Genomic DNA, 21,324 nt, shown 5'->3' with positions numbered 1-21,324 from the left:
GGCCGCCGGTTCACTGTCCACCACGGCCCATCACAGCACCGTGACAGCCGGTTCCTGGAGACTGTCCGTGCCGTGGGACAGAATGACGGGATGCGACTGCCTGTGATGCCGCCGGTCAAGCCGATGCTCGCCAAGCCGGTGAAGGAGATCCCGCGCGGCGAGATGTCCTACGAGCCGAAGTGGGACGGCTTCCGGTCGATCATCTTCCGCGACGGCGACGAGGTGGAGATCGGCAGCCGGAACGAGAAGCCGATGACGCGCTACTTCCCCGAGTTGGTCGAGGCGGTGAAGGCCAACCTTCCGGAGCGCTGCGCGATCGACGGCGAGATCATCGTGATCGGCGCGTCCGGCGACCGGCTGGACTTCGAGGTGCTGCAGCAGCGCATCCACCCGGCGGCGAGCCGGGTGAACATGCTGTCGGAGAAGACGCCGGCCCGGTTCGTCGCGTTCGACCTGCTCGCGCTCGGCGACGACGACTACACCGAGCGCCCGTTCAGTGAGCGCCGCGCGGCGCTGCTGGACGCGCTCGGGACCGTGAAGGAACCGATCCACGTCACCCCTGCGACGGCCGACCACGAGACCGCGGCGCAGTGGTTCGAGCGGTTCGAGGGCGCCGGCCTGGACGGGCTGATCGCGAAGCCGCTCGACGGCACGTACCAGCCTGACAAGCGGGTGATGTTCAAGGTCAAGCCGGAGCGTACGGCGGACTGCGTCGTCGCCGGCTACCGGCTGCACAAGAGCGGGCCGGACCGGATCGGCTCGCTCCTGCTCGGCCTCTACAACGACGACGGCACGCTGGCGAGCGTCGGTGTGATCGGCGCCTTCCCGCTCGAGCGCCGCAAGGAGCTCTTCCAGGAGATGCAGCCGCTGGTCACCACGTTCGACGACCACCCGTGGGCGTGGGCGAAGCAGGAGGAGGGCGTCCGGACGCCGCGCAACGCCGAGGGCAGCCGGTGGCAGGCCGGCAAGGACCTGTCGTTCGTGCCGCTGCGGCCCGAGCTGGTCGTCGAGGTTCGCTACGATCACATGGAAGGCATCCGCTTCCGCCACACCGCACAGTTCGTCCGCTGGCGCCCGGACCGCACTCCGGAGTCCTGCACGTACGAGCAACTGGAGGAGCCGGTGAAGTTCGACCTGGCCGACGTCCTCTCCAGCGCCCAGCGCTGATGCTCTACGGCCTCTACACGCGCCTCCTCAGGCGCCAGCTCGCCGGTCTGCCGATGCCGCAGCACGTCGCGATCGCGATGGACGGGAACCGGCGCTGGGCGAAGCGGGCCGGCTACGACGACGTACGGATCGGCCATCGGTTCGGCGCCGAGCACCTGGAGCTGTTCCTGCAGTGGTGCGCCGACGCCGGGATCCGGTGCGTCACCGCCTGGGTCGCGTCGCCGAGCAATCTGCGCAAACGTGATGCGGATCAGGTCGGCTACCTGATGGACCTGACCGAGACCGTGCTCGCGGAGCACGTCCGGCGGGACGTCCGCTGGCGGCTGCACGTCGCCGGTCAGCTGGATCTGTTGCCGGATTCAACGGCGCGTGCGCTGAAGGAGGCCGTGGAGGAGACCCGCGACCGCCCGGACGCCGGTGACCTGACCATCGCGATCGCGTACAGCGGGCGGCTCGAGGTGCTGGACGCCGTGCGGTCGGTGCTCGACGAGGCGGCCGCGGACGGGCGGTCGATCGAGGACGTCGCGGACGCGCTGAGCGAGGACGACATCAGCCGGCACCTGTACGTCCCGGGCCTGCCGGACCCCGAGCTGGTGATCCGGACCAGCGGCGAGCTGCGGATGTCGGACTTCCTGCTGTGGCAGGCGACCGGCTCGGAGATCGAGTTCTGCGACCTGTACTGGCCCGCGTTCCGGGAGGTCGACCTGCTCCGGGCGCTGCGTACGTACGGACGCCGGAGACTGCAACGATCCAGTTGAATACTTTCGGCCCGGACGGGGGCACTATGGAGGGGTACCGACCGGTAAGCAGCGGAGGTGGCACGATGTACGACGTCGTACTGCTCGTCGAACAGGAACTGTCCGAACCCGACGCGAAACGCGTCGTCGAACTCCATCAGGACATGCCCGAGCCGGTCAGGTATCACGTGCTGGTGCCCTGCCACAACGCGGAGGCCGGCGTCGAGGCGTCGATCAGCGCGCTCGGGACCGCGGACCTCTACGGGCCGGGCCTGGCCGGCCAGCGCGAAGACCTCGCGGAGGCGCAGAAGGCGATCGACACCGAGGCGAAGGGCTGCACCGGGCGCAGTGTGCAGCGGCTCCGCGACCTCGGCCGCAACGCCGAGGGCGGGATCTCGCACGACCGGCCGATCGACGCCCTGGTCGCGACGGTGCAGCACGTCCAGGGCCGCGAGGTGATCATCCTGACCCGCCCGCACATCGTGGCGGAGTTCTTCCACCTCGACTGGACCACCTCGGCCCGCCGGCACCTCGGTGTCCCGGTGCTCCACCTGCTGGAGCACGATTCCAAGCCGGCTAATGCGGGAGCAGAGCCGCGTACGTGATGCCGCCGGCCAGGCTGGCGATCAGCAAGGCCAGCGTGGTGCGGACCGCACGCTCACCCGTGCGGCCGTAGTGACGGCCGTCCTCGGAGTGGTACGCGAGCTTGAACCCGGCGTACCCGGCCGCGAGGACGAGCCCTAGCTTGATCATCAGACACCTGCCGCCGCATCCGACTCTCTGAACTGCGTGGAGTACAGATCAGCGTACTCCCCGCCGGCCGCGAGCAGCTGCTCGTGCGTGCCGCGCTCGACGATGTTGCCGTGATCAACCACCAGGATCTGGTCCGCGTTCCGCACCGTCGACAGCCGGTGCGCGATGACCAGCGACGTACGACCCTCCAGCGCGGTGTCCAGTGCCCGCTGGACGGCGACCTCGGACTCGGAGTCCAGGTGCGCGGTCGCCTCGTCGAGCACGACGATCTTCGGCGCCTTCAGCAACAACCGGGCGATCGCGAGCCGTTGCCGCTCACCACCGGACAACCGGTGGCCGCGGTCGCCGACGACGGTGTCCAGCCCGTCCGGCAGCGCCGCGACCAGGTCCCAGATCTGCGCGGCCCGGAGCGCGGCGATCATCTCGTCCTCGGTGGCGCCCGGCTTCGCGTAGACCAGGTTGGCGCGGATCGTGTCGTGGAACATGTGCGCGTCCTGCGTGACGTACCCGATGGTGTCGTGCAGGGACTGCAGCGTGACGTCCCGTACGTCGCGGCCGCCGACGCGGACCGCTCCCCCGCTCACGTCGTACAGCCGGGCGACCAGGTTCGTGATCGTGGTCTTGCCGGCGCCCGACGGCCCCACGAGGGCGACCATCTGGCCGGGCTGGACCACGAAGCTGACATCGCCGAGGACCTGCGCGGAGACGCGCTTGTCGAGGACCGCGACGGACTCCAGGCTCGCCAGTGACACCTGCTCCGCCGTCGGGTACGAGAACGCGACATGCTCGAACTCGACACTCGCCGCGTCACCCGGGAGATCGTCGGCGTCCGGTGCGTCCTTGATCATCGGCTCGAGGTCGAGCACCTCGAAGACCCGCTCGAACGACACCAGCGCGGTCATCACGTCGACGCGGACGTTGGAGAGCGCGGTCAGCGGACCGTACAGCCGGCCGAGCAGCGCGACGAGCGCGAGCAGGGTGCCGATCGTCAGCGTCTCGCGGACGGCCAGGTTGCCGCCCACGCCGTACACCAGGGCGGTCGCCAGCGCGGCGACCAGGGTCAGCGCGGTGAAGAACACGCGGCCGAGCATCGCGATCCGGATCCCCAGGTCGCGGACCCGGCCGGCTCGCTCGCCGAAGTCGGCGTTCTCGATCGACGGCCGGCCGAACAGCGTGACCAGCAGCGCGCCGCCGACACTGAACCGCTCGGTCATCGCGGTCGACATCTCGGCGTTCAGTTGCATCTGTTCCCGGGTCATCGCGGCGAGCCGCCGGCCCAGCACGCGCGCCGGGATCAGGAAGATCGGCAGCATCAGGATCGCGACGACGGTCAACTGCCAGCTCAGCGCCAGCATCGCGCCGACAACCAGGATCAGGCTGATGACGTTCGAGACCACGCCGGACAGCGTCGAGGTGAAGGCCTGCTGGGCACCGATCACGTCGTTGTTGAGCCGCGAGACCAGCGCGCCGGTCTGGGTCCGGGTGAAGAATGCGACCGGCATCCGCTGCACGTGCGCGAACACCCTGGTCCGCAGGTCGAAGATCAGCCCTTCACCGATCCGCGCCGAGAACCAGCGCTGCACCAGGCCGAGGACTGCCTCCACGACCGCGAGCAACGCGACGATCAGCGCGAGCGCGGTGACCAGGCCGGCGTTCCCCTTGGAGATGCCGTCGTCGACGATCTTCTTGAACAGCAGCGGCGACGCGATCACCAGGAACGCCGAGACGATCACCAGCAGCAGGAACGCCGTGATGTGCCAGCGGTACGGCTTGGCGAACCGGACGATCCGCCGCAGCGTGCCCTTGGCCAGCTTCTGCTCCAGCACCGAGGTGTCCTGGCGCCGCCAGCCCATCGCACCCATTCCGGGGCGCATCATTCCCGACATCCGGCCTCCCTTTCGCCTGATCTTCTCAACATCCGGTGCCCGCGCACACTTCCCGCAACTTTTGGTTGCGCATCTCGGCGGCGATGGTCTACAGTCATGAGCAACCAAAGGTTGCGAAAGGATGAGGGTAATGAGCAGGAGCATCGAGCGGGAGATCCGGATCGCGGCCGCGCCGGAGGTGGTGTACGAGGTGGTCAGCTCGCCCGAGCACCTGCGCGAGTGGTGGCCGGACGAGGCCGAGCTCGACGCCGTACCGGGCGCGACCGGGACCATCGGCTTCAAGCAGGACGACGGCATGATGACGGTGCCGGTGACGGTGATCGAGGCCGAGCCGCCGCGCCGGTTCACGTTCCGCTGGGACTACGACGGCGAGGTCGCCACCGCGGAGAACTCGGTGCTGGTGACGTTCGATCTCGTCCCGGTCGACGGCGGCACCCTGCTCCGGTTCGCCGAGACCGGGTACGACGAAGCCGCCAAGTCCGACGCGGTGCTCGAGGACCACACCAGCGGCTGGGACTACTTCCTCCCCCGGATCGCGCCGTACGCCGGAAGGCTGGCGCAGCGGTCGTGATCGACGACGAGCTCTGGTCGGCGATCGGCGACCCGACCCGGCGGCGGATGCTCGACCTGCTGCTGGCCGACGGCGGCGGCACGGCGACCAGTCTCAGCGACAAGCTGCCGGTCACCCGGCAGGCGGTCGCGAAACACCTCGGCGTTCTCGACCGGGCCGGACTCGTGCACTCCACGCCGTCCGGGCGCGAACGCCGCTACACCGTGGACGAGGTGCAACTCGCCCGCGCGATCAACCAACTCACCGACGTCACCGACGCCTGGGACCGGCGGCTGCAGCGGATCAAGCGCATCGCCGAGTCAATCGAAAAACGAAAGGAACAATCATGAGCGACATCCTGCACAGGGTCGGCGTCATTGCGCCGATGAAGGACGTCCACACGGCTCTCACCACCATCGACGGCTTGGCCGGCTGGTGGACCGAGGACACCAAGGGCGACCCCGACGGCGTCATCGAGTTCCGCTTCGCCAGCGCGGGCGGCGACGGGTTCGACATGAAGATCCTGGAGACCGCGCCGGACCTGGTCCGCTGGGAGGTCGTCGGCGGACCGGAGGAGTGGATCGGCACGCACGTCAGCTTCCGGCTCTCCCAGGCCGACGAGTACGCGGTCGTCCTGTTCAAGCACGAGGGTTGGCGGGAGCCGGTCGACTTCATGTACCACTGCAGCACGAAGTGGGCGACGTTCCTGATGAGCCTCAAGCAGTACGTCGAGACCGGCAAGGGCGACCCGGCGCCGAACGACGTGCCGGTCAGCAACTGGCACTAACCGAAGGCGGCCAGGAGTTCCTTCAACCGGCGCTCCTGGGCCTCCCGCTCGAACCTGAGCTGGTCGTCGTACGAGCGGTCCGCGGCATCGAGCAGCAAAGCCTTGGTCTCGCGGATCGCTCCCGGCAACGGCCCGAGCAGCGCGTCGGACAGGTCCTTCACCGTCGCCTCCAGCTCGTCGGCCGGTACGACGATGTTCGCGAGGCCGAGCTCCTTCGCCTCCGCGGCCTCGACCCAGCGGCTGGTCGTGCAGATCTCCAGCGCCCGGGAGTAGCCGATCAGCTCGACGAGCGGCTTGGTGCCGCCGAGGTCCGGGACCAGCCCGAGCGACGGCTCGCGCATGCTGAAGCGCGCGTCCGGCGTGACGACCCGGAGGTCGCAGGCCAGCGCGAGCTGGAAGCCGGCCCCGACCGCATGCCCCTGCACCGCGGCGATGCTGACGATCTCCGGCCGGCGCAGCCAGGAGAACCCGGACTGGAAGTGCGCGATCAGCTCGAGCACCTCGTCGGTCGGCTTGGCGCCGAGGTTGAGCAGCGGCTCCTCGCCGAGGTCGTTCTCGCCCATGATCAGCCGCCGGTCGAGACCGGCGGAGAACGACGGACCCTCCCCCGACACGACGACGACCCGCACCTCGGCCGGCAACGACGTACCGAAGTCGGCCAGCGCGCTCCACATCGCCGGCGTCTGCGCGTTCCGCACCTCAGGCCGATCCAGCACCACCCGGGCCACCGGCCCGTCCACCGTCAACCGCAGACCTGTCATGGCGCGGATATTACCCGGAAGTAATCAGGCGAGCGAGATCAGGTCGGCGTACTCGTTCGTCCAGAGGTCCTCGACGCCGTCCGGGAGCAGCACGACACGCTCGGGCTCGAGCGCCTCGACGGCGCCCTCGTCGTGCGTGACCAGCACGATCGCGCCCGTGTACGAGCGGATCGCGTTCAGCACCTCGGCGCGGGAGGCCGGGTCGAGGTTGTTGGTCGGCTCGTCGAGGAGCAGGACGTTCGCCGCGGACACGACCAGCGTGGCGAGGGCGAGGCGGGTCTTCTCGCCGCCGGACAGCACCCTGGCCGGCTTGTCCGCGTCGTCGCCGGTGAACAGGAACGAGCCGAGCACACTGCGCGCCTGGGTCTCGTTCAGGTCCGGGGCGGCGGTCTTCATGTTCTCCAGCACCGTGCGGTTCACGTCCAGGGTCTCGTGCTCCTGGGCGTAGTACCCGAGCTTGAGGCCGTGGCCGTCGATCACCTCACCGGTATCGGCCTTCTCGATCCCGCCGAGGATCCGCAGCAGCGTGGTCTTGCCGGCGCCGTTCAGGCCGAGCACGACCACCCGCGAGCCCTTGTCGATCGCCAGGTCGACGTCGGTGAAGATCTCCAGCGAGCCGTACGACTTCGACAGCTCACGCGCCATCAGCGGCGTCTTGCCGCACGGCGCCGGCGTCGGGAACGCGATCTTCGCGACCCGGTCGGACTGGCGCTCCTCCTCCAGCGACGACATCAGCTGCTCGGCGCGCCGCAGCATCTGCTGCGCGGCGGTCGCCTTGGTCGCCTTCGCGCGCATCTTGTTCGCCTGGTCGACCAGCTGGGACGCCTTCTTCTCCGCGTTCGCCCGCTCGCGCTTGCGGCGGCGCTCGTCGGTCTCGCGCTGGCTCAGGTACGCCTTCCAGCCGACGTTGTAGACGTCGATCTCGGCGCGGTTCGCGTCCAGGTGGAACACCCGGGTGACGGTCTCCTCGAGCAGGTTCACGTCGTGGCTGATCATGATCACGCCACCGGCGTACGACTTCAGGAAGTCGCGCAGCCAGATGATCGAGTCGGCGTCCAGGTGGTTGGTCGGCTCGTCGAGCAGCAGCGTCTCGGCCTGCGCGAACAGGATCCGGGCGAGCTCGACGCGGCGGCGCTGACCACCCGACAGGGTCGAGAGCGGCTGGCCGAGCACCCGGTCCGGGAGGCCGAGGTTCGCCGCGATCCGGGCCGCCTCGGACTCGGCCGCGTACCCGCCGGCGGCATGCAGGTCCGCCTCGGCGCGCTCGTACCGCCGCATGCCCTTGGCGCGGGTCTTCTCGTCCGCGCTGGCCATCGACTTCTCGGCCGAGCGCATCCGCCGGACGACCTCGTCCAGGCCGCGGGCGGACAGGATCCGGTCCCGGGCCAGGACGTCGAGGTCGCCGGTGCGCGGGTCCTGCGGCAGGTAGCCGATCTCGCCCGAGGACGTGACGGTGCCGCTGGCCGGCAGGCCCTCACCGGCGAGGATCTTGGTCAGGGTGGTCTTCCCGGCGCCGTTGCGGCCGACCAGACCGACCTTGTCGCCGGGGCCGACCCGGAACGACGCGGGCGCGAGCAGTTGGCGGGCACCGACGCGAACCTCGAGATGGGAGACAGTGATCATCGGGGTTCGGGCGCGTCCTTACACTCGGCAACTGGTCGATACGGCGGTGTCACGGCACGCCGAAATCCCCCGCACTGAGGTCTAGTGTATGTGGGATGAAATTCAATCCGGACGCGGATCTCGACACCAGCGGCGTCGAGGACACCCGCGGTAGTGGTGGCGGCGGCCGCAGCGGCCTGCCGGGCGGGATGATCCCGGTCGGCGGCGGTATCGGCGGCATCATCCTGCTGGTCGTGATCCTGCTCCTGTCCGGCGGCCTGCCAGGCGGAGGTGGCAGCGACGAACCGGCGGCGCGGAACACGGCGGCGGGCAACCTCGACTCGTGCAAGAAGGGCAGCGACCTGCAGTCGAACTCGGACTGCCGGTTCGTCTTCTACCAGAACTCGATCGAGAGCTTCTGGGCCGCGGAGCTCCCGCGCCGCGGCAAGAAGTACACGCGAGCGCCGATGCGGGTCTTCGAGGGCTCGGTGAACACCGGCTGCGGCCCGGCGACCAGCGCGGTCGGCCCGTTCTACTGCCCGCCGGACAAGCGGGTCTACCTGGACATCGGGTTCTTCCAGACGCTGCAGAACGACCTGGGCGCGCGCGGCGGCGAGTTCGCCGAGGCGTACGTCGTGGCCCACGAGTACGGCCACCACATCCAGAACCTGTACGGCATCCTCGACCGGATCAAGTCCCGCAACGGCCCGGCGTCCGACTCGGTCCGCTCCGAGCTCCAGGCCGACTGCCTGGCCGGCATCTGGACCAATCACGCGACCACGGTCCCGAACAGCAGCGGCCAGCCGCTGATCACCGAGCTGAGCGAGGACGACATCGCCCGCGGCCTGGATGCCGCCGCCTCGGTCGGCGACGACCGCATCCAGCAGAAGACCCAGGGCCAGGTCACCCCGGAAAGCTTCAGCCACGGCACCGCCGAACAGCGCATGCGCTGGTTCACCAAGGGCATGGACTCCGGCGACATGACCGCCTGCGACACCTGGTCGGCTGCCACCCTCTGACCCGCAACGAAGAACCGCCCCGCACTGCGTGTGCGGGGCGGTTCTTTGGTGTTGCTGTCTCAGGCGACCTGGGCGGGGCGGTGGTAGCCCGGGAGCAGTTCGTCGACCAGGGCGTCGGTTTCCGCCTCGGGGCCACGGGGGCCGCCGTGGCGGGTGAGGGCGGCGTACATCTGGCCGGCCACGTTGGTGACGTCGGCGGTGGTGCCGAAGTGGGCGGCCAGGCGCAGGGTGGCTCGCCATAGTTCCTCCGACGCCGGCGAGAAGCTCAGGCCGGTCTGGAGGGCCGTGCGGGCCATGGCGCCGTCGTTGTGGTTGAGCGACGCCTCGGCGAGCCGCAGTGCGGCGTCGACGACGGCCTCCGCCATCCGGCGCTCGATGCCGGACGCGGCGAGCCACGAGTAGCGTCCGCCGGGCAGGTTCGACCAGGCGGGGCCGTGCACCAGGCTGAGCGCCGTCGACAGCGGGCCGCGCGGGTCGTCGATCATCGACGCCTGCTTCGCGAGCGTCCGGAACACGTCCCAGTCGACCCGGACGACGCTGCGGTTGAGCATCCAGCGGCCGGACTCGTCGGCGTACATCGCGTCCACACCGACCCAGCGCCGGGTGTGCTCCAGCGCGGCGTCGCGCAACTCCTGGCTGATGCCGCGCGGCCAGATCGCACCCGCGAGCACGTTCGGGTGGACGCCGTAGTCCTGGCTGGCCAGGAACGCGATGATCTCCGTCGACAGCGCGACCCGGCCGTCGTCGATGACCCCGCGGGCGTCGACCTCGACCGGTCCGAGCAGGTCCACCTCGACCGGAGCCGGGCGGCTCAGATCCATGGTGGAGAACTCGTACGCCGGCATGTCCTGCTCCGAGCGGCGCTTGTCGCGCGCATCGGCCTCGGCCGCGTCGAACAGCGCGACCAGGTCGGCGAACTGCTCCGGGTTGACACTGTGGGCGTCCACCTCGAGGCCGAGCAGCCGGCAGACGGCCTGGTTCTTCTCGTCCACGACGAACCGCCACGGCGAGTTCAGCACGTCGCCGACCACCGCCACCGAGATGCTGCGCTTGGTGTCGGCGGCCAGCCGGTTCAGCTGGTCCTGCTCCTCCGGCGACGGCGGCGCGGACAGGAAGATGACCTCCGGGCCCCACAGCGCCGCGTCCGGATGCGTCATCCGGGCCTCGGCGACCGAGCCGGCGTCCCGGCGCTGGCAGGCCTGCACCTGCGCCTCGGTGCGCCGGACGACCTCGCCCATCGCGTCGTCGAGGCGGACCCAGTAGCTGAGCCGCGCCGGCGCCAGCGACGACAGGTCGTCACCGAACCCGACCATGCTGATGTGCGCGCCCTCGGACCACAGGTTCGTCGCGAGCTCGACGGCGAGCGAACCGACCACGTCGCGGGAGGCGTTGTTCACGCCGCCGAACGCGACGATCCCGTTCGCCGCGTCGAGGTCGACCAGCACCGTGGCGCCGTCGGCGTTCTGCCCGACCGTCACCAGCGTCGGGTACGGCGCCGGCGCGTTGACCTCACCGGTCGGGCCGTAGCCGCGGCGCAGCGTCCACCGGGTGCCGTCGGCAATCGCCTGCCAGGGGCCGGGGGGCTCGGGCTGCGCGCCGTACGGGTCGAGGACGAGAGTGAGCGCCCGGTCGGTCACCAGCGCGGCGACGACCTTCGGCATCGGTCGCTGCAGCTGGGTCATGTCCGCACCCAGCTTGCGCAGCGAGTTGTCCACGAACTGGGCGGTCGGCACGTCCGACGCCAGCCGCAGGCCGACCTCGGTCTGCCGGTGACCGGCAGCCTTCGGGCCGGGGCCCTGCGCCCAGCCGCGGCGGCGCTTGAGCGCCAGCGCCAGACCGGCCGCGAGCAGCGTCGCGCCGAACCCGTACATCCCGGCTTCCTGCAGGCTGATGCCGTCGTCGGTCGCGACCGGAGTCGCCTCCGGGACGCGGGTGCCACCGGCGGCCGGTTCGCCGTGCTCGGACTGGCCGGCGCCTGGAGCGTGCGGCTCGACGGTGACGCTCGGCTCCCCCGGCTTGACGTTCTTCGCGCCCGGGTCGTTCTTCGCGCTGCCGATCCCGATCGACGACGGCTTCTCCATCCCTTGCTCGGAGAAACGTCCCGGACCGGTCGTCTTCGTCTCGGGCGTCGTCCTGGTCTCGGTCTTGTTCTCGACCGTGACCTTCGGCTTGACCGCGGTCCTGGTCTCGGTGGTCGACTTGGTCGTCTTGGTGCTGACCGTCGACTTGGTGTGGTCGCCGATGCTCACGCGGACCGTGTGCACCCCCGGGCCCTTGGCGTCCGCGGGCAGCCGCACCTGCCAGCCCGGCAGGATCAGGTCCGGGTTCGTCAGCCGGCGGCCGTCGGGCTGCAGCTTGTTCTTGTTGAGGTCGTAGATCTCCTTGTACCGACGGCCCTCGCCCAGGTAGCGCTCGGCGATGTCCCACAGGCAGTCGTAGTTGCGTCCCGACGGCGGGCGGACCTCGGTGTACTTGACGACCTGGCCCTTGTGGTCGTTGTTCGTCCGGACGCCGACGCTCGTCTTCGAATGCTGGCTGCTGCCGCTGAGGACCGTGCTCGCCGCCTCGGTCTGCCGGAACTGCGACCCCGAGGACTCGTGCTGCACACTCACGGACGTCGGCGCGGCCGGGCCGCTCGTGGTGACCGCGCTCGCGACCGGCAGGCTGACACCCGCACCCGCGGCGATCAGTACGACGGTGCCGATCAGCCGGCGGGCCAGCACCTGCGAGCCGCCGCCGAGCGGGACCCGCGGCGAGAGACCGAGGCCGCGGATCTCCGCGACCGCCTCCGCGACCAGGCAGACCACGAAGTGCAGCCACGCGATCCAGATGAAGAACGCGATGATGCCCAGCACGGTCTCGACGCTCAGCTCGCTGAACAGCATGCTCTTGCTGGGCATCGTGTCCGGCCACGGCGTACCGAAGAAGCGCAGCAGCACGTACGGCACACCGCCGACGATCGCCAGGATCGCAAGCAGCGCGACGAAGCCCTTCAGCCGGTCCGCGCCCGGACTCCCCGACCGCCGCTGCGGCAACCGCGCCGCCTGCACAGGCTCGTTCGTCCTAACCATCACGCCTCCACACCCCCACCATCAGCCACCACATCAGCCACCAATAGCCTGAACTTCCTGCACAGGCAGCCGCTGCACAGCGTTGACGTCCGCGGTGCCGATCGACTTCCAGCCGCCGGCGTCCTTACCGACCCAGTACGACACGTCCCAGGTGATCGTCAGCTTCACCGTGTACATGCCGTCCGGCTGACTCGCGCTGGACCGCTGGTAGACGTGTTTGCAGGTACTGATCTGGTGATCGGGATCCTGCGTCTCGTCGTATCCGTCCGGGTCGTCCAGCGGCGTCGTCCCCATCTTGCAAACGAAGGCCTGGGACCCGTCGCCGGGATCGACCTTCATCTCGGTGACCAGCGCGCGCATCGTCAAGTTGTGCGTCGGGTCGATGTATCCGCTGAACCGGCCGGGGTCGTCCTCGTTCGCCTGTACCCGCGAACTCTCGGCGGTCAACGAGAAGAAGGCCGGGATATTGACCCGCGGCGTGAACGTCGGCTTGACCACCAGCGCCGGGGTTGGATAGGTCGTCCTGAACGAGTACCAGAACGGACTCATGTAGGCCGGGAACGGGCATTGCGCCTCTTCCACCGGACCGACCGGTACGTAGGCACGCTCGAGGTGTGCGTCGTCACCGCCGTCGTAGGTGTTCAGGTCGTAGTCCGTGATCGTGACCCGGAGCACCCACTTCTTGCCGTCCGGCGCCTGCGGGAGGTGTACGCCGTCCGGGATCTCGAAGTCCCGGCACGGAATGAAGGGCTTGCCCCCGAGCCGTTCGCGCCAAGTGGGCGGTGGGTCACCGCCACCCACGTAGGGCGAGCCATTGCTGCAATACGCACCGAATCCCCGCGAGTTCACATACATCCGGCAGACGGACGTGCCCGACTGAATGGTCTCCGCGGAGGCTGGAACGGGTAGGCCGGCGGTGAACAAGCCAAGGACAGCGCTCAGGACGAGCAGCGTGCGGCCGACTCGGTTGTACATCCTCACTCCCCAGACTCGTCTTCCCGCAGATTATCTTCGACGAGGGGCATCATGCCCGTTGCCCAGTGCCCCGTCACCTATTCGGAATGTGAATTCCCGCATTCTGATCTAGGCCGGGTACCGCACGGATCCGCAGTTGACGCCCTTGCTGGTGGCCAGCCGATAGGGCAGCCAGCCGATGCCGGTCTTGATCATTTCGATCACCTCCGGCGACCCCTTCGGGGTCACCACGGTCCAGCGCTTGCCCTTCGGATCCCAGTACTGCGTGGTCTGCGAGCGGCACGTCTGCACGGCGACAGTTCCGTCAGCGGTGCTGCGCGCGCCGACCACGACCACGCTGCCCGGCGGTTTCATGATCCATCCGTTGCGCTTGGCATCGGCGATGCCCTGCGACACGTCCGAGTAGAAGAACGACGGGAACTTCTTCCGCAGGATCGTGTCGTCTCTCGACACCAGGGCCTGGAAGTAGAGCGGGTAGCTGGTCACGAGGCCTTGGACGGCGGGGTTGGACGCGAAGTTCCCCGGCTGGATGATGACCTGCTTCGCGGTCGGTTTGGCCGTCGTTGCCGGCTGCGTCGGGACGGTGGTGGTTTCGGTCGGCTCCGACGAAGGTTCCTCGGACGGGGTGCTGGAGGTCGTCGTCGTACCGGAGTCGCCGCCTACCGGGACCGGACGGCCGCCGTCGTTGGCGTCCTTGCCGCAGGCACTCAGCAGCAGGGCCGCCGTCAGCGCGACGGCCGGGAGGGCAAACCTACGCACGAACAGATTCCTCCGGGGTCTAGCGCCCGCTCGCCGGCGAGCTCGTGGGGCTTGACGGGCTGTCGGTCGGCGGGGTCCCGGAGGGGTCCGGCGTCGGCGTCACGCTCGGCGTGCAGGTCGCTGGGAACGGGAACGGGGACAGCGTCCAGATCGGGGTCGGTGAGCCGATGGTCCAGGTCGGGCACGGCAGGTCGATCGTCGGTGGCTGGGCGGTCGTGATCGGGCCGCCGGGATCCTCAGGGGTCGAGTTCACCACGATCGGGGGGATGGTCGGGCTGTCGTCGGCCTTGGTGATGCCTTGTTCGGCGTGGGCCTGGCCGGTGCCGGTGGCTTTGAGGGATTGTTTGCCGACGAGGCCGAGGAACGTTGTTTTGTTGGCGATGTCGACCTGGATGTCGACCTCTTTGTCGGTCAGGGTGGTGGGGCGGCAGGCGGTGACCGCGGGGTCGTTGGAGCGGACCTGGCCGCAGAACTCGGTGATCGCGGCGGCTGCCTTGGTGGTGTCGATCTTGGCCTCGGCGACGTTCAGCTGGATGGCGGCGGCGCCGACGCGGGCGGCTTCCTGGGCGTAGCCGATCGCCCGGGAGCGGGCGCCGAGCTGGCGGCCGCCGTCGATGACGAGTCCGGCCAGGGTGAAGATCATCACCGCGAGGATCGCGACCGCGGGGCTCAGCGCACCGCGCGGGATGCGCCGGTGGTTGCGCCGGGCATCGATCCGGAAGAAGTCCACGAACTTACGAGCCGTCACCGCGCACCCCCCGGTACGGGTCGAGCGAGGACGTGAAGCGCTTGGTGATCTTGGTGTCGCCACCGAGGCCCAGCAGCCCGAGGTCGCGGTAGTTGATCGTGCAGGTGACCTCGACCGACAGCGGCGAACCGGCCGTGAACCCGGTCGTGATCGAACCCGAGGCGGACTGCTTGCAGGACTCCACCGCCTGGCTCATCGCCGCCGTGACGGCCTGGTCGACGCGCCCCTGAGCCTCCTGCAGCGACCGCGCTTGACTGGCACCGCGGGCACCGTCGCGGGCCGCGCTCTCCAACAGCGAGGACGTCTGGAAGTACCGCCCGCAGGCGAGCAGGAACATGAACAGCGCCAGCAGCACAGGCGCCAGGATCACCATCTCCAGCGCCATCGTGCCGCGCTCACCGCGCCGGGCAAGTAACCGGCGAACCCCCAGCATTCGCATCCTCACTTGTCGGCGTCGAACTGCTCGATCGGGCCGGAGGCGGTCCGGCTCACCTTCAGCGTCAGGCCGGGCACCAGCGACACGGTGTCGCCGGTGACCGTGAACGAGACCGTGCCTTCGGGATTGTTGTACGCCGGGAACGGGACGTTCGCGTTCTGCAGCGTCGTACCGCCGAGCTGCTGCGCATAGGACTGGATGTCCGCCCGCACCTTCTCCCCCACGGCCGTGGTGTAGACCGGCGGCTGCACCAGCCGCAGCCGGGAGACGCCCTCCTGCGCCGCGTTGAGAGCGACGGACCGCCCGTACAGCCACAGGGCGGTCTGGATGGAGACGAAGATCAGCGCGAGGATCGCCGGCGCGAGGATGGCCAGCTCGAGCGTGCTGACACCCCGCTCCGACCGTCTCCGCCGAACGCGCTTCCACCCCACCCGCATCGGTGTCCGTCAGCCCTTGTCGATATCGGCGGTGTGCTTGTCGATGACGCGCTTCACCACGACACCGATCGCGAGCGCGGCGACGACCAGGATGCCCGAGATGATCGCCCACTCCAGTGCGGACGCGCCCAACTCGGTCTGTCCCTGCTTCGCCCGGGCGCGCTGGGTCTTCGCCCGCGCCAGCGCGTAGCCGGCCATCGTCCGCCAGAACATCAACTCCGAGGTCATTCGCATGCCTTCCAGATCGTGAGGCCGAAGCAGGCCTCAGTATGCCGGGTTCGACGGACAAACCCTTCCAACGGATCCTTTGTCCAGATCACTGTTCGGCCTAACTTCCGAGAATGGCCACGCCGGCCGGGAAGGCCAGGAACAGGAAGAACGCCGCGATCATGACGAGCTGCGCGACCAGCATCGACTGCGAACGCTCACCCGCCTTGCCCTCCACGTCGGCCAGCTCCTTGCGCCGCAGCGACGCCGCCCGGGCGAGCAGCGACGAGCGGATCTTCGCGCCCTCGTCACCGGCCAGCGCCAGCGCCGAGGCCAGGTCGCGCAGTTCCTCGACGCCGAGGTCCTCGCCCAGCCGGGCCATCGCGTCCCAGGGCGTGATGCCGATCAGCCGGGCGTTCGCCAGCGCCTGCCGGATCCGGGCCATCGCCCAGTGCTCGCCGATCGTGGACGCGGTCATCAGCGCCTCGGGCAGGCCGCGGCCGCCGGCGAGGTTCATCGCGACCAGGTCCAGGAAGCTGCCGACCACGTGCCGGAAGTCGCGGCGCCGCGTCTCGGCCTCCTGGCGCAGCGCCAGGTCGGGCAGGAAGAACGCGAGCGCCATGAAGGCCAGCGTGACGATCGCCGGCGCCGCACCGGGCGCCGAGATCCCGATCGCGGAGAACAGGAACAGCACGATCGGGATGAAGACCATCGCGCCGAGCGCGAAGAACACCTTGGTGGCGAGCATCGCGGCGAACGGCCGGTTCATCACCGCCAGGTCGCGGCGGAGCTTGCCGAACGCCCAGCCGCGCGCGTTCGCCTCGGCCTCCAGCCGGCGGCCGAGCGTCTCGCGCGCGCGGTCCACACCGCCGAGCACCCGCTCGCCGGCCGCGCTGGTGGTGGCTCCGCCGGCGTAACCGCCGCGGCCCGCGTCGATCCGGGCGATCGTGGACAGCACGTTGGCGCGCGGCTTGATGAACATCCGGATCAGCACGTACACGCCGAGTCCGGCGATCCCGCCGGTGATGAAGGCCCAGGTCATCCGCTCACCGTTTCCATCCGTTCGCCGCCCGGACGGTTCGTCCGGTCGTCGACGACGCCGATCAGGAACCGCTCCGGCACCTCGATCTTCGCCAGCCGCCGCAGCCACAGCAGGCCGAGCGCGTACAGGCCGATCACGACCGCGAGCACGACCTGCCCGACGAAGCTCCGGTACGGCGCCATGTACGTCGGGTTGAACAACACCAGGCCGGCGGCCATCGCCAGCGTGATCGCGACCACCACCTGGACGCTGCGCCGGGTCGACCGCCGCTCCGCCGCGACCTTCCGCCGTACGTCGAGTTCCTCGCGGGCCGAGTCCGCCAGCGCGCTGAGCACCTCGCGCAGACCGGGACCGCGCAGCCGGGCGTTCAGCACCAGCGCGGCGACGATCAGGTCGGCAGACGGGTCGTCCAGGTCGTCGGCGAACCGCATCAGGGCCGACGGCAACGGTTCGCGGATCCGCAGCCGGTCGACCAGGAGGTTCAGGCTGGGCTTGATCGCCGGTGCGGCGTTCACCGCGGTGGCCGGGATCGCCTGCTCCAGACCGACCGCGCCGGCGATGGTGTCGCGCAGCGCCTCGGTCCAGGTGGCGAGCGCGTCCAGCCGGTCGATCGCCCGGCGCTCCTCACCGGTGCCGCCGAAGAACCGGTCCGCCATCCCGGCCAGTAGGCCGAGCGCGACCGCGAGCACGAGCCAGCGGGTGACGACGAGTACGAGCAGGCCGATCGCGAGGGCGGCGCCGAGCCGGATCATGTTCTTGCGATGGTCGGCGCCGCGGTTGCGGAACAGCGACGGGGTCTCGTCCTTGGGCTCGGTGCCGCGGATCGCGACGATCAGCAGCATCACCGCGCCGCCGACCACCGCGCCGCACAGCAGCGCCCCCAGAGTTCTGTCGCTCATGGCCTCACGCCCACGTTCCGTGGACGAGCGGCTGGTACCCGAAGTGCTCGAGCTCGTCCATGCAGGCGATCGGCGCGTGCGCCGCGGCGCGGCCGTCCGGTCCCGGGGCGAACACCTCGCCGGACAGCACCCGGCCGTCCCAGCCGGTGACCTCCCGGATGCTCTCGACGTACCGGCTCAGGCCGCCGCCGCGGGAGTAGTCGTTGTGCTTGCGGACGAACACGACGAAGTCGAGCGCTCCGGCGATCAGCATCTGGGTGGCGTCCATCGGCAGCCGCTCCATCGCCTGGATCGCGTAGGTGCTGATCCGGTTGAACACCTCCATCGAGCTGTTCGAGTGGATCGTCGACAGCGAGCCGTCGTTGCCCTGGCTCATCGCGTTCAGCATCGTGACGATCTCGTCGCCGAGCACCTCACCGACGATGACGCGGGACGGGTTCATCCGCAGCGACCGGCGGACCAGGTCGGCCATGCTGACCATGCCGACGCCCTCGGAGTTCGGCAGCCGCTCCTCGAACGCGACCACGTTCGGGTGCAGGTCCTTGAACTCGCCGAGGCCGAGCTCGAGCGAGCGCTCGACGGTGATCAGCCGCTCGTGCGGCTGGATCTCGTTGGCCAGCGCGCGCAGCAGCGTCGTCTTCCCGGAGTTCGTCGCGCCGGCGATCATGATGTTCTTGCGCGCCGCGACCGCCGCGCGCAGGAACGAGCCGACGTCGTCGGTCAGCGTGCCGTTGGCGACCAGGTCCTTCAGGAACACCTTGCCCAGCCGGGCCCGCCGGATCGAGACCGCGGGCCGCGACGTCACCCCCATCACCGCCGACAGGCGGGACCCGTCCGGCAGCCGCAGGTCCAGCTGCGGGTTCGCCGAGTCGAACGGGCGGCTGGTCAGGCCGGCGTGCGCCGCCAGCACCTGGATCAGCTCGACCAGTTCGTCGTCGCTCTCGGCCACCGGCCCCGGGGTCTCCTCGCGGCCGTCGCCGTACTGCACGAAGACCTGGTCGCAGCCGTTGATGTCGATGTTCTCGACCTCGGGGTCGTCGATCAGCGGCTGCAGCCGGCCGACGCCGAACAGCGCCGAGTGGATCGCGCCGGCGATCTGCGCGTCGTCGTCCGGGGTCGGCGGCGTCCGGCCCTCGGCCAGCTCGTACCGCGCGTAGTCCTCGAGCACCTGGACGATCAGCGACCGCGCGTACTCCCGCTCGTCCTCCGCGCTCATCGGAGGTACGCCGTTCACCTGGTCGCGGCGGCGCTGCTCGTTCAGCCGCTCGGCGACCTGGACGCGCAGTTTGCGGACCAGCTCCTGATCAGCGCTCACCGGTAATCACCCGGCGGGAACGCGGCGTTGGCCATGTCGAAGTCCTGCGGCGGCGGCGCGGACACCAGCGACGCCATCTCGGCGGTGATCGCGGTCGCGGACCGGATCAGCTGGGTCTTGTCGAGCCGGCCGTGGCCGCGTCCGTCGAAGAACGCCGCACCGGCCTGGTCGTACGCCAGGTGCCAGCGGTGCCGGACCGGCAGGGACATCGCGTCCAGCACGGACCAGACCTGCTTCACGCCGTCGCGCTGCTTCGGGTCGGCCACGACAACCACGCCGAGCTGCGCGTCGACGTGGTGCACCAGCGTCGACAGCCGCTCCCGCAGGTGCGCCACCGACGAGCCGGTCGCGCTGCACACCATGACGACGAGGCGCGCGGACTGGATGACCGGCAGCTGCGGCGACGACGCACCGATCCGCCCGCAGTCGGCCAGGACGTCGCCGTGCTGCATCTGGTTGAAAGAAATGCCGAGCGGGTGCCACAGGCCCCCCATACCGCCCACCTGCTCGGGCGAGCGCACGCCGAGCAGTACGTCGAGACCGCCGTCGAGCTGCTGGCTGTGCGCGAGGATGACCTCGTCCCCCAGCCCCTTGCGGCTCGCCGCGGCCAGACTGACCAGGCCGCGGTCGGAGTTGAGCGCGGCGCCGGCCGGGCCGGTCATCCGGATCGCCACGTCGCTGCCGGCCGGGTCGCACTCGGCCAGCAGCACCTGCCGCGGCCAGAGTGCCCCGAAGACCAGACTTGCCGTGGTCACGCCGGGCGAGCCTTTCGCGCTCGCCAGTGCCACCAGTGCCATCAGTTGGCCCCGTTACGTTCGACGTCCGGCCGGGTACCCGGCGCCAGCTTCACCAGGACCAGGGTCTTGGCGGCGGCCGCCGCGGCAACCGTCGTGATGTCGTCGGCCGGGATCAGGATCGTCACGTTCAGGGAGCTGTTCGCGCTCGTCTTGCTGTCGGTGATCGCACCGGCCGTCGAGGTCACCTTGGCCGCGTTGACGAGCGGGACCGCGGCACCCTCCTGGTTGGCCGACGGGATCCGGATGACCTTGACGACATCGCCGACGAGGAGGCCGTCCGACGGCGCGCGCCCGGCCTCGAGGGTGACACCGACCAGCGCACCGCCGGCCGGGATCGGCTGCTCACCCTCGGCGGTCAGGCTTTCCGGCGTGACGAACTGGTCCTTGTACAGCCAGGTCTTCGTGTACCGGCCGAGGTACTTGTTCGCCTCCGACCACGGGATCAGCCCGCCGGTGGCACCGGCCAGGTCGCCGCGGGAGAAGTCCTTGGGCTCGAGCTTGTGGCCAGGCGGGAGCGTGTCGGCGACCGCGACGAAGTCCGAGCGGTTGCCGCTGTTCACCGCGATCAGTGCGGAGCCGGCCGCGCCGAGCAGGATCAGGATCACCGCGAGCGCGGCCAGGGCGGGGCGCCGTTCCCGGCTGCCGGGGAGGCGGGTCGCCGCGCCACCCGTCGATCGGCCCGCTGCCCGGGCGCCTTGGGAGGAGGTACGCGTGGAGGACGAGAGACTCACGCGCCTACCGTAATGGCAGCGAGGTGCCACTCGCGCCAGCAGGCCGCCGCCGTTACCGGGCCGCGATCTGCTCCAACTCGTCGGGCCGGAGCAGCTGGTTGAAGGTGCCCGGTCCGCCGTACAACTGGTCTAGATAGACATACATCGCGCGCAGGCACAGTCCGACCTGACGCTCCCATCCCGGCCGTCCCTCCAGCCAGACCACGAGGTCCCGCCCGTCGTCGAGCGTGACGGCCGCGTTCACCGGCTGCACGAGCCGGTCCGAATCCGGGTCCGGTTCGATCCGCGGCCCGCGGATCCGCTGGACCGCGGCGGCGAGGGCTGCTTGTTCTGCACCGGTGTAGAGGTAGTCGAACCCGTGCTTGCCGTGCAGCAGGTCGAGGTACTCGCAGAGCGCGAGGAACAGTTCGATGCCGTCGTACTCCCGGCCGTCGCCGGCATGGTGCCGCAACTGCGCGACCGTGCTGCGAGCCTGGGGGATGTTCCAATCAGAGTCACCGAACTTCTCCCACATGTCTCCGATCCTAGGTGGACGGTCCGGCGTAAATCGTTAACAGTTCGGGTGGATTGAGTAGCTGGCGAGTAACCGTTTGTTTGCTAAATTCCGGAACCAGAGGGTCCTGGTGACAACTGGTGAGCACCAGG

The 21,324-nt window shown here is 69.7% G+C and carries 24 protein-coding genes; 7 read left to right on the top strand and 17 right to left on the bottom strand.

The genetic code is table 11. From position 1 onward, the window contains the following. Positions 1-90: 90 nt before the first annotated feature. From AB0L64_RS17075 to AB0L64_RS17065, 3 genes are all read left to right on the top strand, one after another. Complete coding sequence (locus AB0L64_RS17075; protein WP_363711044.1) at positions 91-1,167, top strand: ATP-dependent DNA ligase; 1,077 nt, start codon at positions 91-93, stop codon at positions 1,165-1,167. Beyond that, on the top strand, positions 1,167-1,925 hold the full coding sequence (gene uppS, locus AB0L64_RS17070; protein WP_363711043.1) for a polyprenyl diphosphate synthase: 759 nt from the start codon (positions 1,167-1,169) through the stop codon (positions 1,923-1,925). Before AB0L64_RS17075 ends, uppS begins: the two co-directional genes overlap by 1 nt. Before the next feature lie 65 nt (positions 1,926-1,990). Next, a complete protein-coding gene (locus AB0L64_RS17065) occupies positions 1,991-2,509 on the top strand; it encodes a hypothetical protein (RefSeq protein ID WP_363711042.1) in 519 nt (172 codons plus the stop codon). On the opposite strand, the gene AB0L64_RS17060 is transcribed toward AB0L64_RS17065, so the two are convergent. Both AB0L64_RS17060 and AB0L64_RS17055 read right to left on the bottom strand, forming a co-directional pair. Then, positions 2,481-2,657 carry a hypothetical protein gene (locus AB0L64_RS17060; protein WP_359929208.1) on the bottom strand — a complete coding sequence of 59 codons (177 nt, stop codon included), beginning with the start codon at positions 2,655-2,657 and terminating at the stop codon, positions 2,481-2,483. The two genes, AB0L64_RS17065 and AB0L64_RS17060, sit on opposite strands and share 29 nt — an antisense overlap. Continuing rightward, positions 2,657-4,534 carry an ABC transporter ATP-binding protein gene (locus tag AB0L64_RS17055; protein ID WP_363711146.1) on the bottom strand — a complete coding sequence of 626 codons (1,878 nt, stop codon included), beginning with the start codon at positions 4,532-4,534 and terminating at the stop codon, positions 2,657-2,659. The genes AB0L64_RS17060 and AB0L64_RS17055 overlap by 1 nt, the downstream gene beginning before the upstream one ends. Before the next feature lie 139 nt (positions 4,535-4,673). Between AB0L64_RS17055 and AB0L64_RS17050 the strand changes: the two genes are divergently transcribed. The 3 genes from AB0L64_RS17050 to AB0L64_RS17040 are packed head-to-tail and all read left to right on the top strand — an operon-like array spanning position 4,674 to position 5,880. Beyond that, entirely contained in the window at positions 4,674-5,114 is a 441-nt protein-coding gene (locus AB0L64_RS17050; RefSeq protein ID WP_363711041.1) for an SRPBCC domain-containing protein, read from the top strand. After that, positions 5,111-5,443 (top strand): metalloregulator ArsR/SmtB family transcription factor, encoded by a 333-nt coding sequence (locus AB0L64_RS17045; protein ID WP_363711040.1) that lies wholly within the window; start codon positions 5,111-5,113, stop codon positions 5,441-5,443. Before AB0L64_RS17050 ends, AB0L64_RS17045 begins: the two co-directional genes overlap by 4 nt. Continuing rightward, positions 5,440-5,880 carry an SRPBCC domain-containing protein gene (locus AB0L64_RS17040; protein WP_363711039.1) on the top strand — a complete coding sequence of 147 codons (441 nt, stop codon included), beginning with the start codon at positions 5,440-5,442 and terminating at the stop codon, positions 5,878-5,880. Before AB0L64_RS17045 ends, AB0L64_RS17040 begins: the two co-directional genes overlap by 4 nt. Here the strand turns inward: AB0L64_RS17040 and AB0L64_RS17035 are convergent. After that, positions 5,877-6,641, bottom strand: a complete 765-nt coding sequence (locus AB0L64_RS17035) for an enoyl-CoA hydratase/isomerase family protein (RefSeq protein ID WP_363711038.1) — start codon at positions 6,639-6,641, stop codon at positions 5,877-5,879. The genes AB0L64_RS17040 and AB0L64_RS17035 overlap by 4 nt on opposite strands. A 24-nt stretch (positions 6,642-6,665) precedes the next feature. After that, positions 6,666-8,264, bottom strand: a complete 1,599-nt coding sequence (locus tag AB0L64_RS17030; protein WP_363711037.1) for an ABC-F family ATP-binding cassette domain-containing protein — start codon at positions 8,262-8,264, stop codon at positions 6,666-6,668. 95 nt (positions 8,265-8,359) lie between these two features. On the opposite strand from AB0L64_RS17030, the gene AB0L64_RS17025 reads away from it, so the two are divergent. After that, positions 8,360-9,262, top strand: coding sequence for a neutral zinc metallopeptidase (locus tag AB0L64_RS17025; RefSeq protein ID WP_363711036.1), 903 nt, complete (start codon positions 8,360-8,362; stop codon positions 9,260-9,262). 59 nt (positions 9,263-9,321) lie between these two features. On the opposite strand, the gene AB0L64_RS17020 is transcribed toward AB0L64_RS17025, so the two are convergent. The 13 genes from AB0L64_RS17020 to AB0L64_RS16960 form a co-directional block, all read right to left on the bottom strand. After that, positions 9,322-12,333: a hypothetical protein gene (locus AB0L64_RS17020; protein WP_363711035.1), complete on the bottom strand. Its 3,012-nt coding sequence runs from the start codon at positions 12,331-12,333 to the stop codon at positions 9,322-9,324. Positions 12,334-12,366: 33 nt separating this feature from the next. Then, complete coding sequence (locus tag AB0L64_RS17015) at positions 12,367-13,308, bottom strand: hypothetical protein (RefSeq protein ID WP_363711034.1); 942 nt, start codon at positions 13,306-13,308, stop codon at positions 12,367-12,369. A 108-nt stretch (positions 13,309-13,416) separates the two neighbouring features. Next, positions 13,417-14,067, bottom strand: coding sequence for a hypothetical protein (locus AB0L64_RS17010; protein ID WP_363711033.1), 651 nt, complete (start codon positions 14,065-14,067; stop codon positions 13,417-13,419). 19 nt (positions 14,068-14,086) lie between these two features. Continuing rightward, the gene (locus tag AB0L64_RS17005) at positions 14,087-14,815 is read right to left on the bottom strand and encodes a Tad domain-containing protein (RefSeq protein ID WP_363711032.1); all 729 of its coding nucleotides are present in this window, start codon (positions 14,813-14,815) and stop codon (positions 14,087-14,089) included. Further along, a complete protein-coding gene (locus AB0L64_RS17000) occupies positions 14,802-15,248 on the bottom strand; it encodes a TadE/TadG family type IV pilus assembly protein (protein WP_363711031.1) in 447 nt (148 codons plus the stop codon). Before AB0L64_RS17000 ends, AB0L64_RS17005 begins: the two co-directional genes overlap by 14 nt. Positions 15,249-15,256: 8 nt before the next feature. Continuing rightward, the gene (locus tag AB0L64_RS16995) at positions 15,257-15,688 is read right to left on the bottom strand and encodes a TadE family protein (RefSeq protein ID WP_363711030.1); all 432 of its coding nucleotides are present in this window, start codon (positions 15,686-15,688) and stop codon (positions 15,257-15,259) included. Positions 15,689-15,697: 9 nt separating this feature from the next. Continuing rightward, entirely contained in the window at positions 15,698-15,922 is a 225-nt protein-coding gene (locus AB0L64_RS16990) for a hypothetical protein (protein WP_363711028.1), read from the bottom strand. Positions 15,923-16,016: 94 nt separating this feature from the next. Beyond that, positions 16,017-16,937 (bottom strand): type II secretion system F family protein, encoded by a 921-nt coding sequence (locus tag AB0L64_RS16985; RefSeq protein ID WP_363711027.1) that lies wholly within the window; start codon positions 16,935-16,937, stop codon positions 16,017-16,019. Further along, positions 16,934-17,836 (bottom strand): type II secretion system F family protein, encoded by a 903-nt coding sequence (locus AB0L64_RS16980; protein WP_363711026.1) that lies wholly within the window; start codon positions 17,834-17,836, stop codon positions 16,934-16,936. Before AB0L64_RS16980 ends, AB0L64_RS16985 begins: the two co-directional genes overlap by 4 nt. Positions 17,837-17,840: 4 nt before the next feature. Further along, positions 17,841-19,151, bottom strand: a complete 1,311-nt coding sequence (locus AB0L64_RS16975; RefSeq protein WP_363711025.1) for an ATPase, T2SS/T4P/T4SS family — start codon at positions 19,149-19,151, stop codon at positions 17,841-17,843. Further along, entirely contained in the window at positions 19,148-19,948 is an 801-nt protein-coding gene (locus AB0L64_RS16970) for a hypothetical protein (RefSeq protein WP_363711024.1), read from the bottom strand. Before AB0L64_RS16970 ends, AB0L64_RS16975 begins: the two co-directional genes overlap by 4 nt. Further along, on the bottom strand, positions 19,948-20,679 hold the full coding sequence (locus AB0L64_RS16965) for a hypothetical protein (protein WP_363711023.1): 732 nt from the start codon (positions 20,677-20,679) through the stop codon (positions 19,948-19,950). The genes AB0L64_RS16970 and AB0L64_RS16965 overlap by 1 nt, the downstream gene beginning before the upstream one ends. Positions 20,680-20,731: 52 nt before the next feature. Further along, entirely contained in the window at positions 20,732-21,193 is a 462-nt protein-coding gene (locus tag AB0L64_RS16960; RefSeq protein ID WP_363711022.1) for a hypothetical protein, read from the bottom strand. Positions 21,194-21,324: the final 131 nt, after the last annotated feature.

The organism is Kribbella sp. NPDC051936 (assembly GCF_040680955.1).
GTDB lineage: Bacteria > Actinomycetota > Actinomycetes > Propionibacteriales > Kribbellaceae > Kribbella.
The sequence above is the reverse complement of the archived record's forward strand: the minus strand, read 5'-3'. Positions and strand labels throughout refer to the sequence as shown.

Bases quoted from the DNA above. Each gene is read 5' to 3' on its own strand.
- AB0L64_RS17075 (WP_363711044.1), top strand. From the start codon at position 91: ATGCGACTGCCTGTGATGCCGCCGGTCAAGCCGATGCTCGCCAAGCCG.
- uppS (WP_363711043.1), top strand. From the start codon at position 1,167: ATGCTCTACGGCCTCTACACGCGCCTCCTCAGGCGCCAGCTCGCCGGT.
- AB0L64_RS17065 (WP_363711042.1), top strand. From the start codon at position 1,991: ATGTACGACGTCGTACTGCTCGTCGAACAGGAACTGTCCGAACCCGAC.
- AB0L64_RS17060 (WP_359929208.1), bottom strand. From the start codon at position 2,657: ATGATCAAGCTAGGGCTCGTCCTCGCGGCCGGGTACGCCGGGTTCAAG.
- AB0L64_RS17055 (WP_363711146.1), bottom strand. From the start codon at position 4,534: ATGATGCGCCCCGGAATGGGTGCGATGGGCTGGCGGCGCCAGGACACC.
- AB0L64_RS17050 (WP_363711041.1), top strand. From the start codon at position 4,674: ATGAGCAGGAGCATCGAGCGGGAGATCCGGATCGCGGCCGCGCCGGAG.
- AB0L64_RS17040 (WP_363711039.1), top strand. From the start codon at position 5,440: ATGAGCGACATCCTGCACAGGGTCGGCGTCATTGCGCCGATGAAGGAC.
- AB0L64_RS17035 (WP_363711038.1), bottom strand. From the start codon at position 6,641: ATGACAGGTCTGCGGTTGACGGTGGACGGGCCGGTGGCCCGGGTGGTG.
- AB0L64_RS17030 (WP_363711037.1), bottom strand. From the start codon at position 8,264: ATGATCACTGTCTCCCATCTCGAGGTTCGCGTCGGTGCCCGCCAACTG.
- AB0L64_RS17025 (WP_363711036.1), top strand. From the start codon at position 8,360: ATGAAATTCAATCCGGACGCGGATCTCGACACCAGCGGCGTCGAGGAC.
- AB0L64_RS17020 (WP_363711035.1), bottom strand. From the start codon at position 12,333: ATGGTTAGGACGAACGAGCCTGTGCAGGCGGCGCGGTTGCCGCAGCGG.
- AB0L64_RS17015 (WP_363711034.1), bottom strand. From the start codon at position 13,308: ATGTACAACCGAGTCGGCCGCACGCTGCTCGTCCTGAGCGCTGTCCTT.
- AB0L64_RS17000 (WP_363711031.1), bottom strand. From the start codon at position 15,248: ATGCTGGGGGTTCGCCGGTTACTTGCCCGGCGCGGTGAGCGCGGCACG.
- AB0L64_RS16995 (WP_363711030.1), bottom strand. From the start codon at position 15,688: ATGCGGGTGGGGTGGAAGCGCGTTCGGCGGAGACGGTCGGAGCGGGGT.
- AB0L64_RS16990 (WP_363711028.1), bottom strand. From the start codon at position 15,922: ATGCGAATGACCTCGGAGTTGATGTTCTGGCGGACGATGGCCGGCTAC.
- AB0L64_RS16985 (WP_363711027.1), bottom strand. From the start codon at position 16,937: ATGACCTGGGCCTTCATCACCGGCGGGATCGCCGGACTCGGCGTGTAC.
- AB0L64_RS16980 (WP_363711026.1), bottom strand. From the start codon at position 17,836: ATGAGCGACAGAACTCTGGGGGCGCTGCTGTGCGGCGCGGTGGTCGGC.
- AB0L64_RS16970 (WP_363711024.1), bottom strand. From the start codon at position 19,948: ATGGCACTGGTGGCACTGGCGAGCGCGAAAGGCTCGCCCGGCGTGACC.
- AB0L64_RS16960 (WP_363711022.1), bottom strand. From the start codon at position 21,193: ATGTGGGAGAAGTTCGGTGACTCTGATTGGAACATCCCCCAGGCTCGC.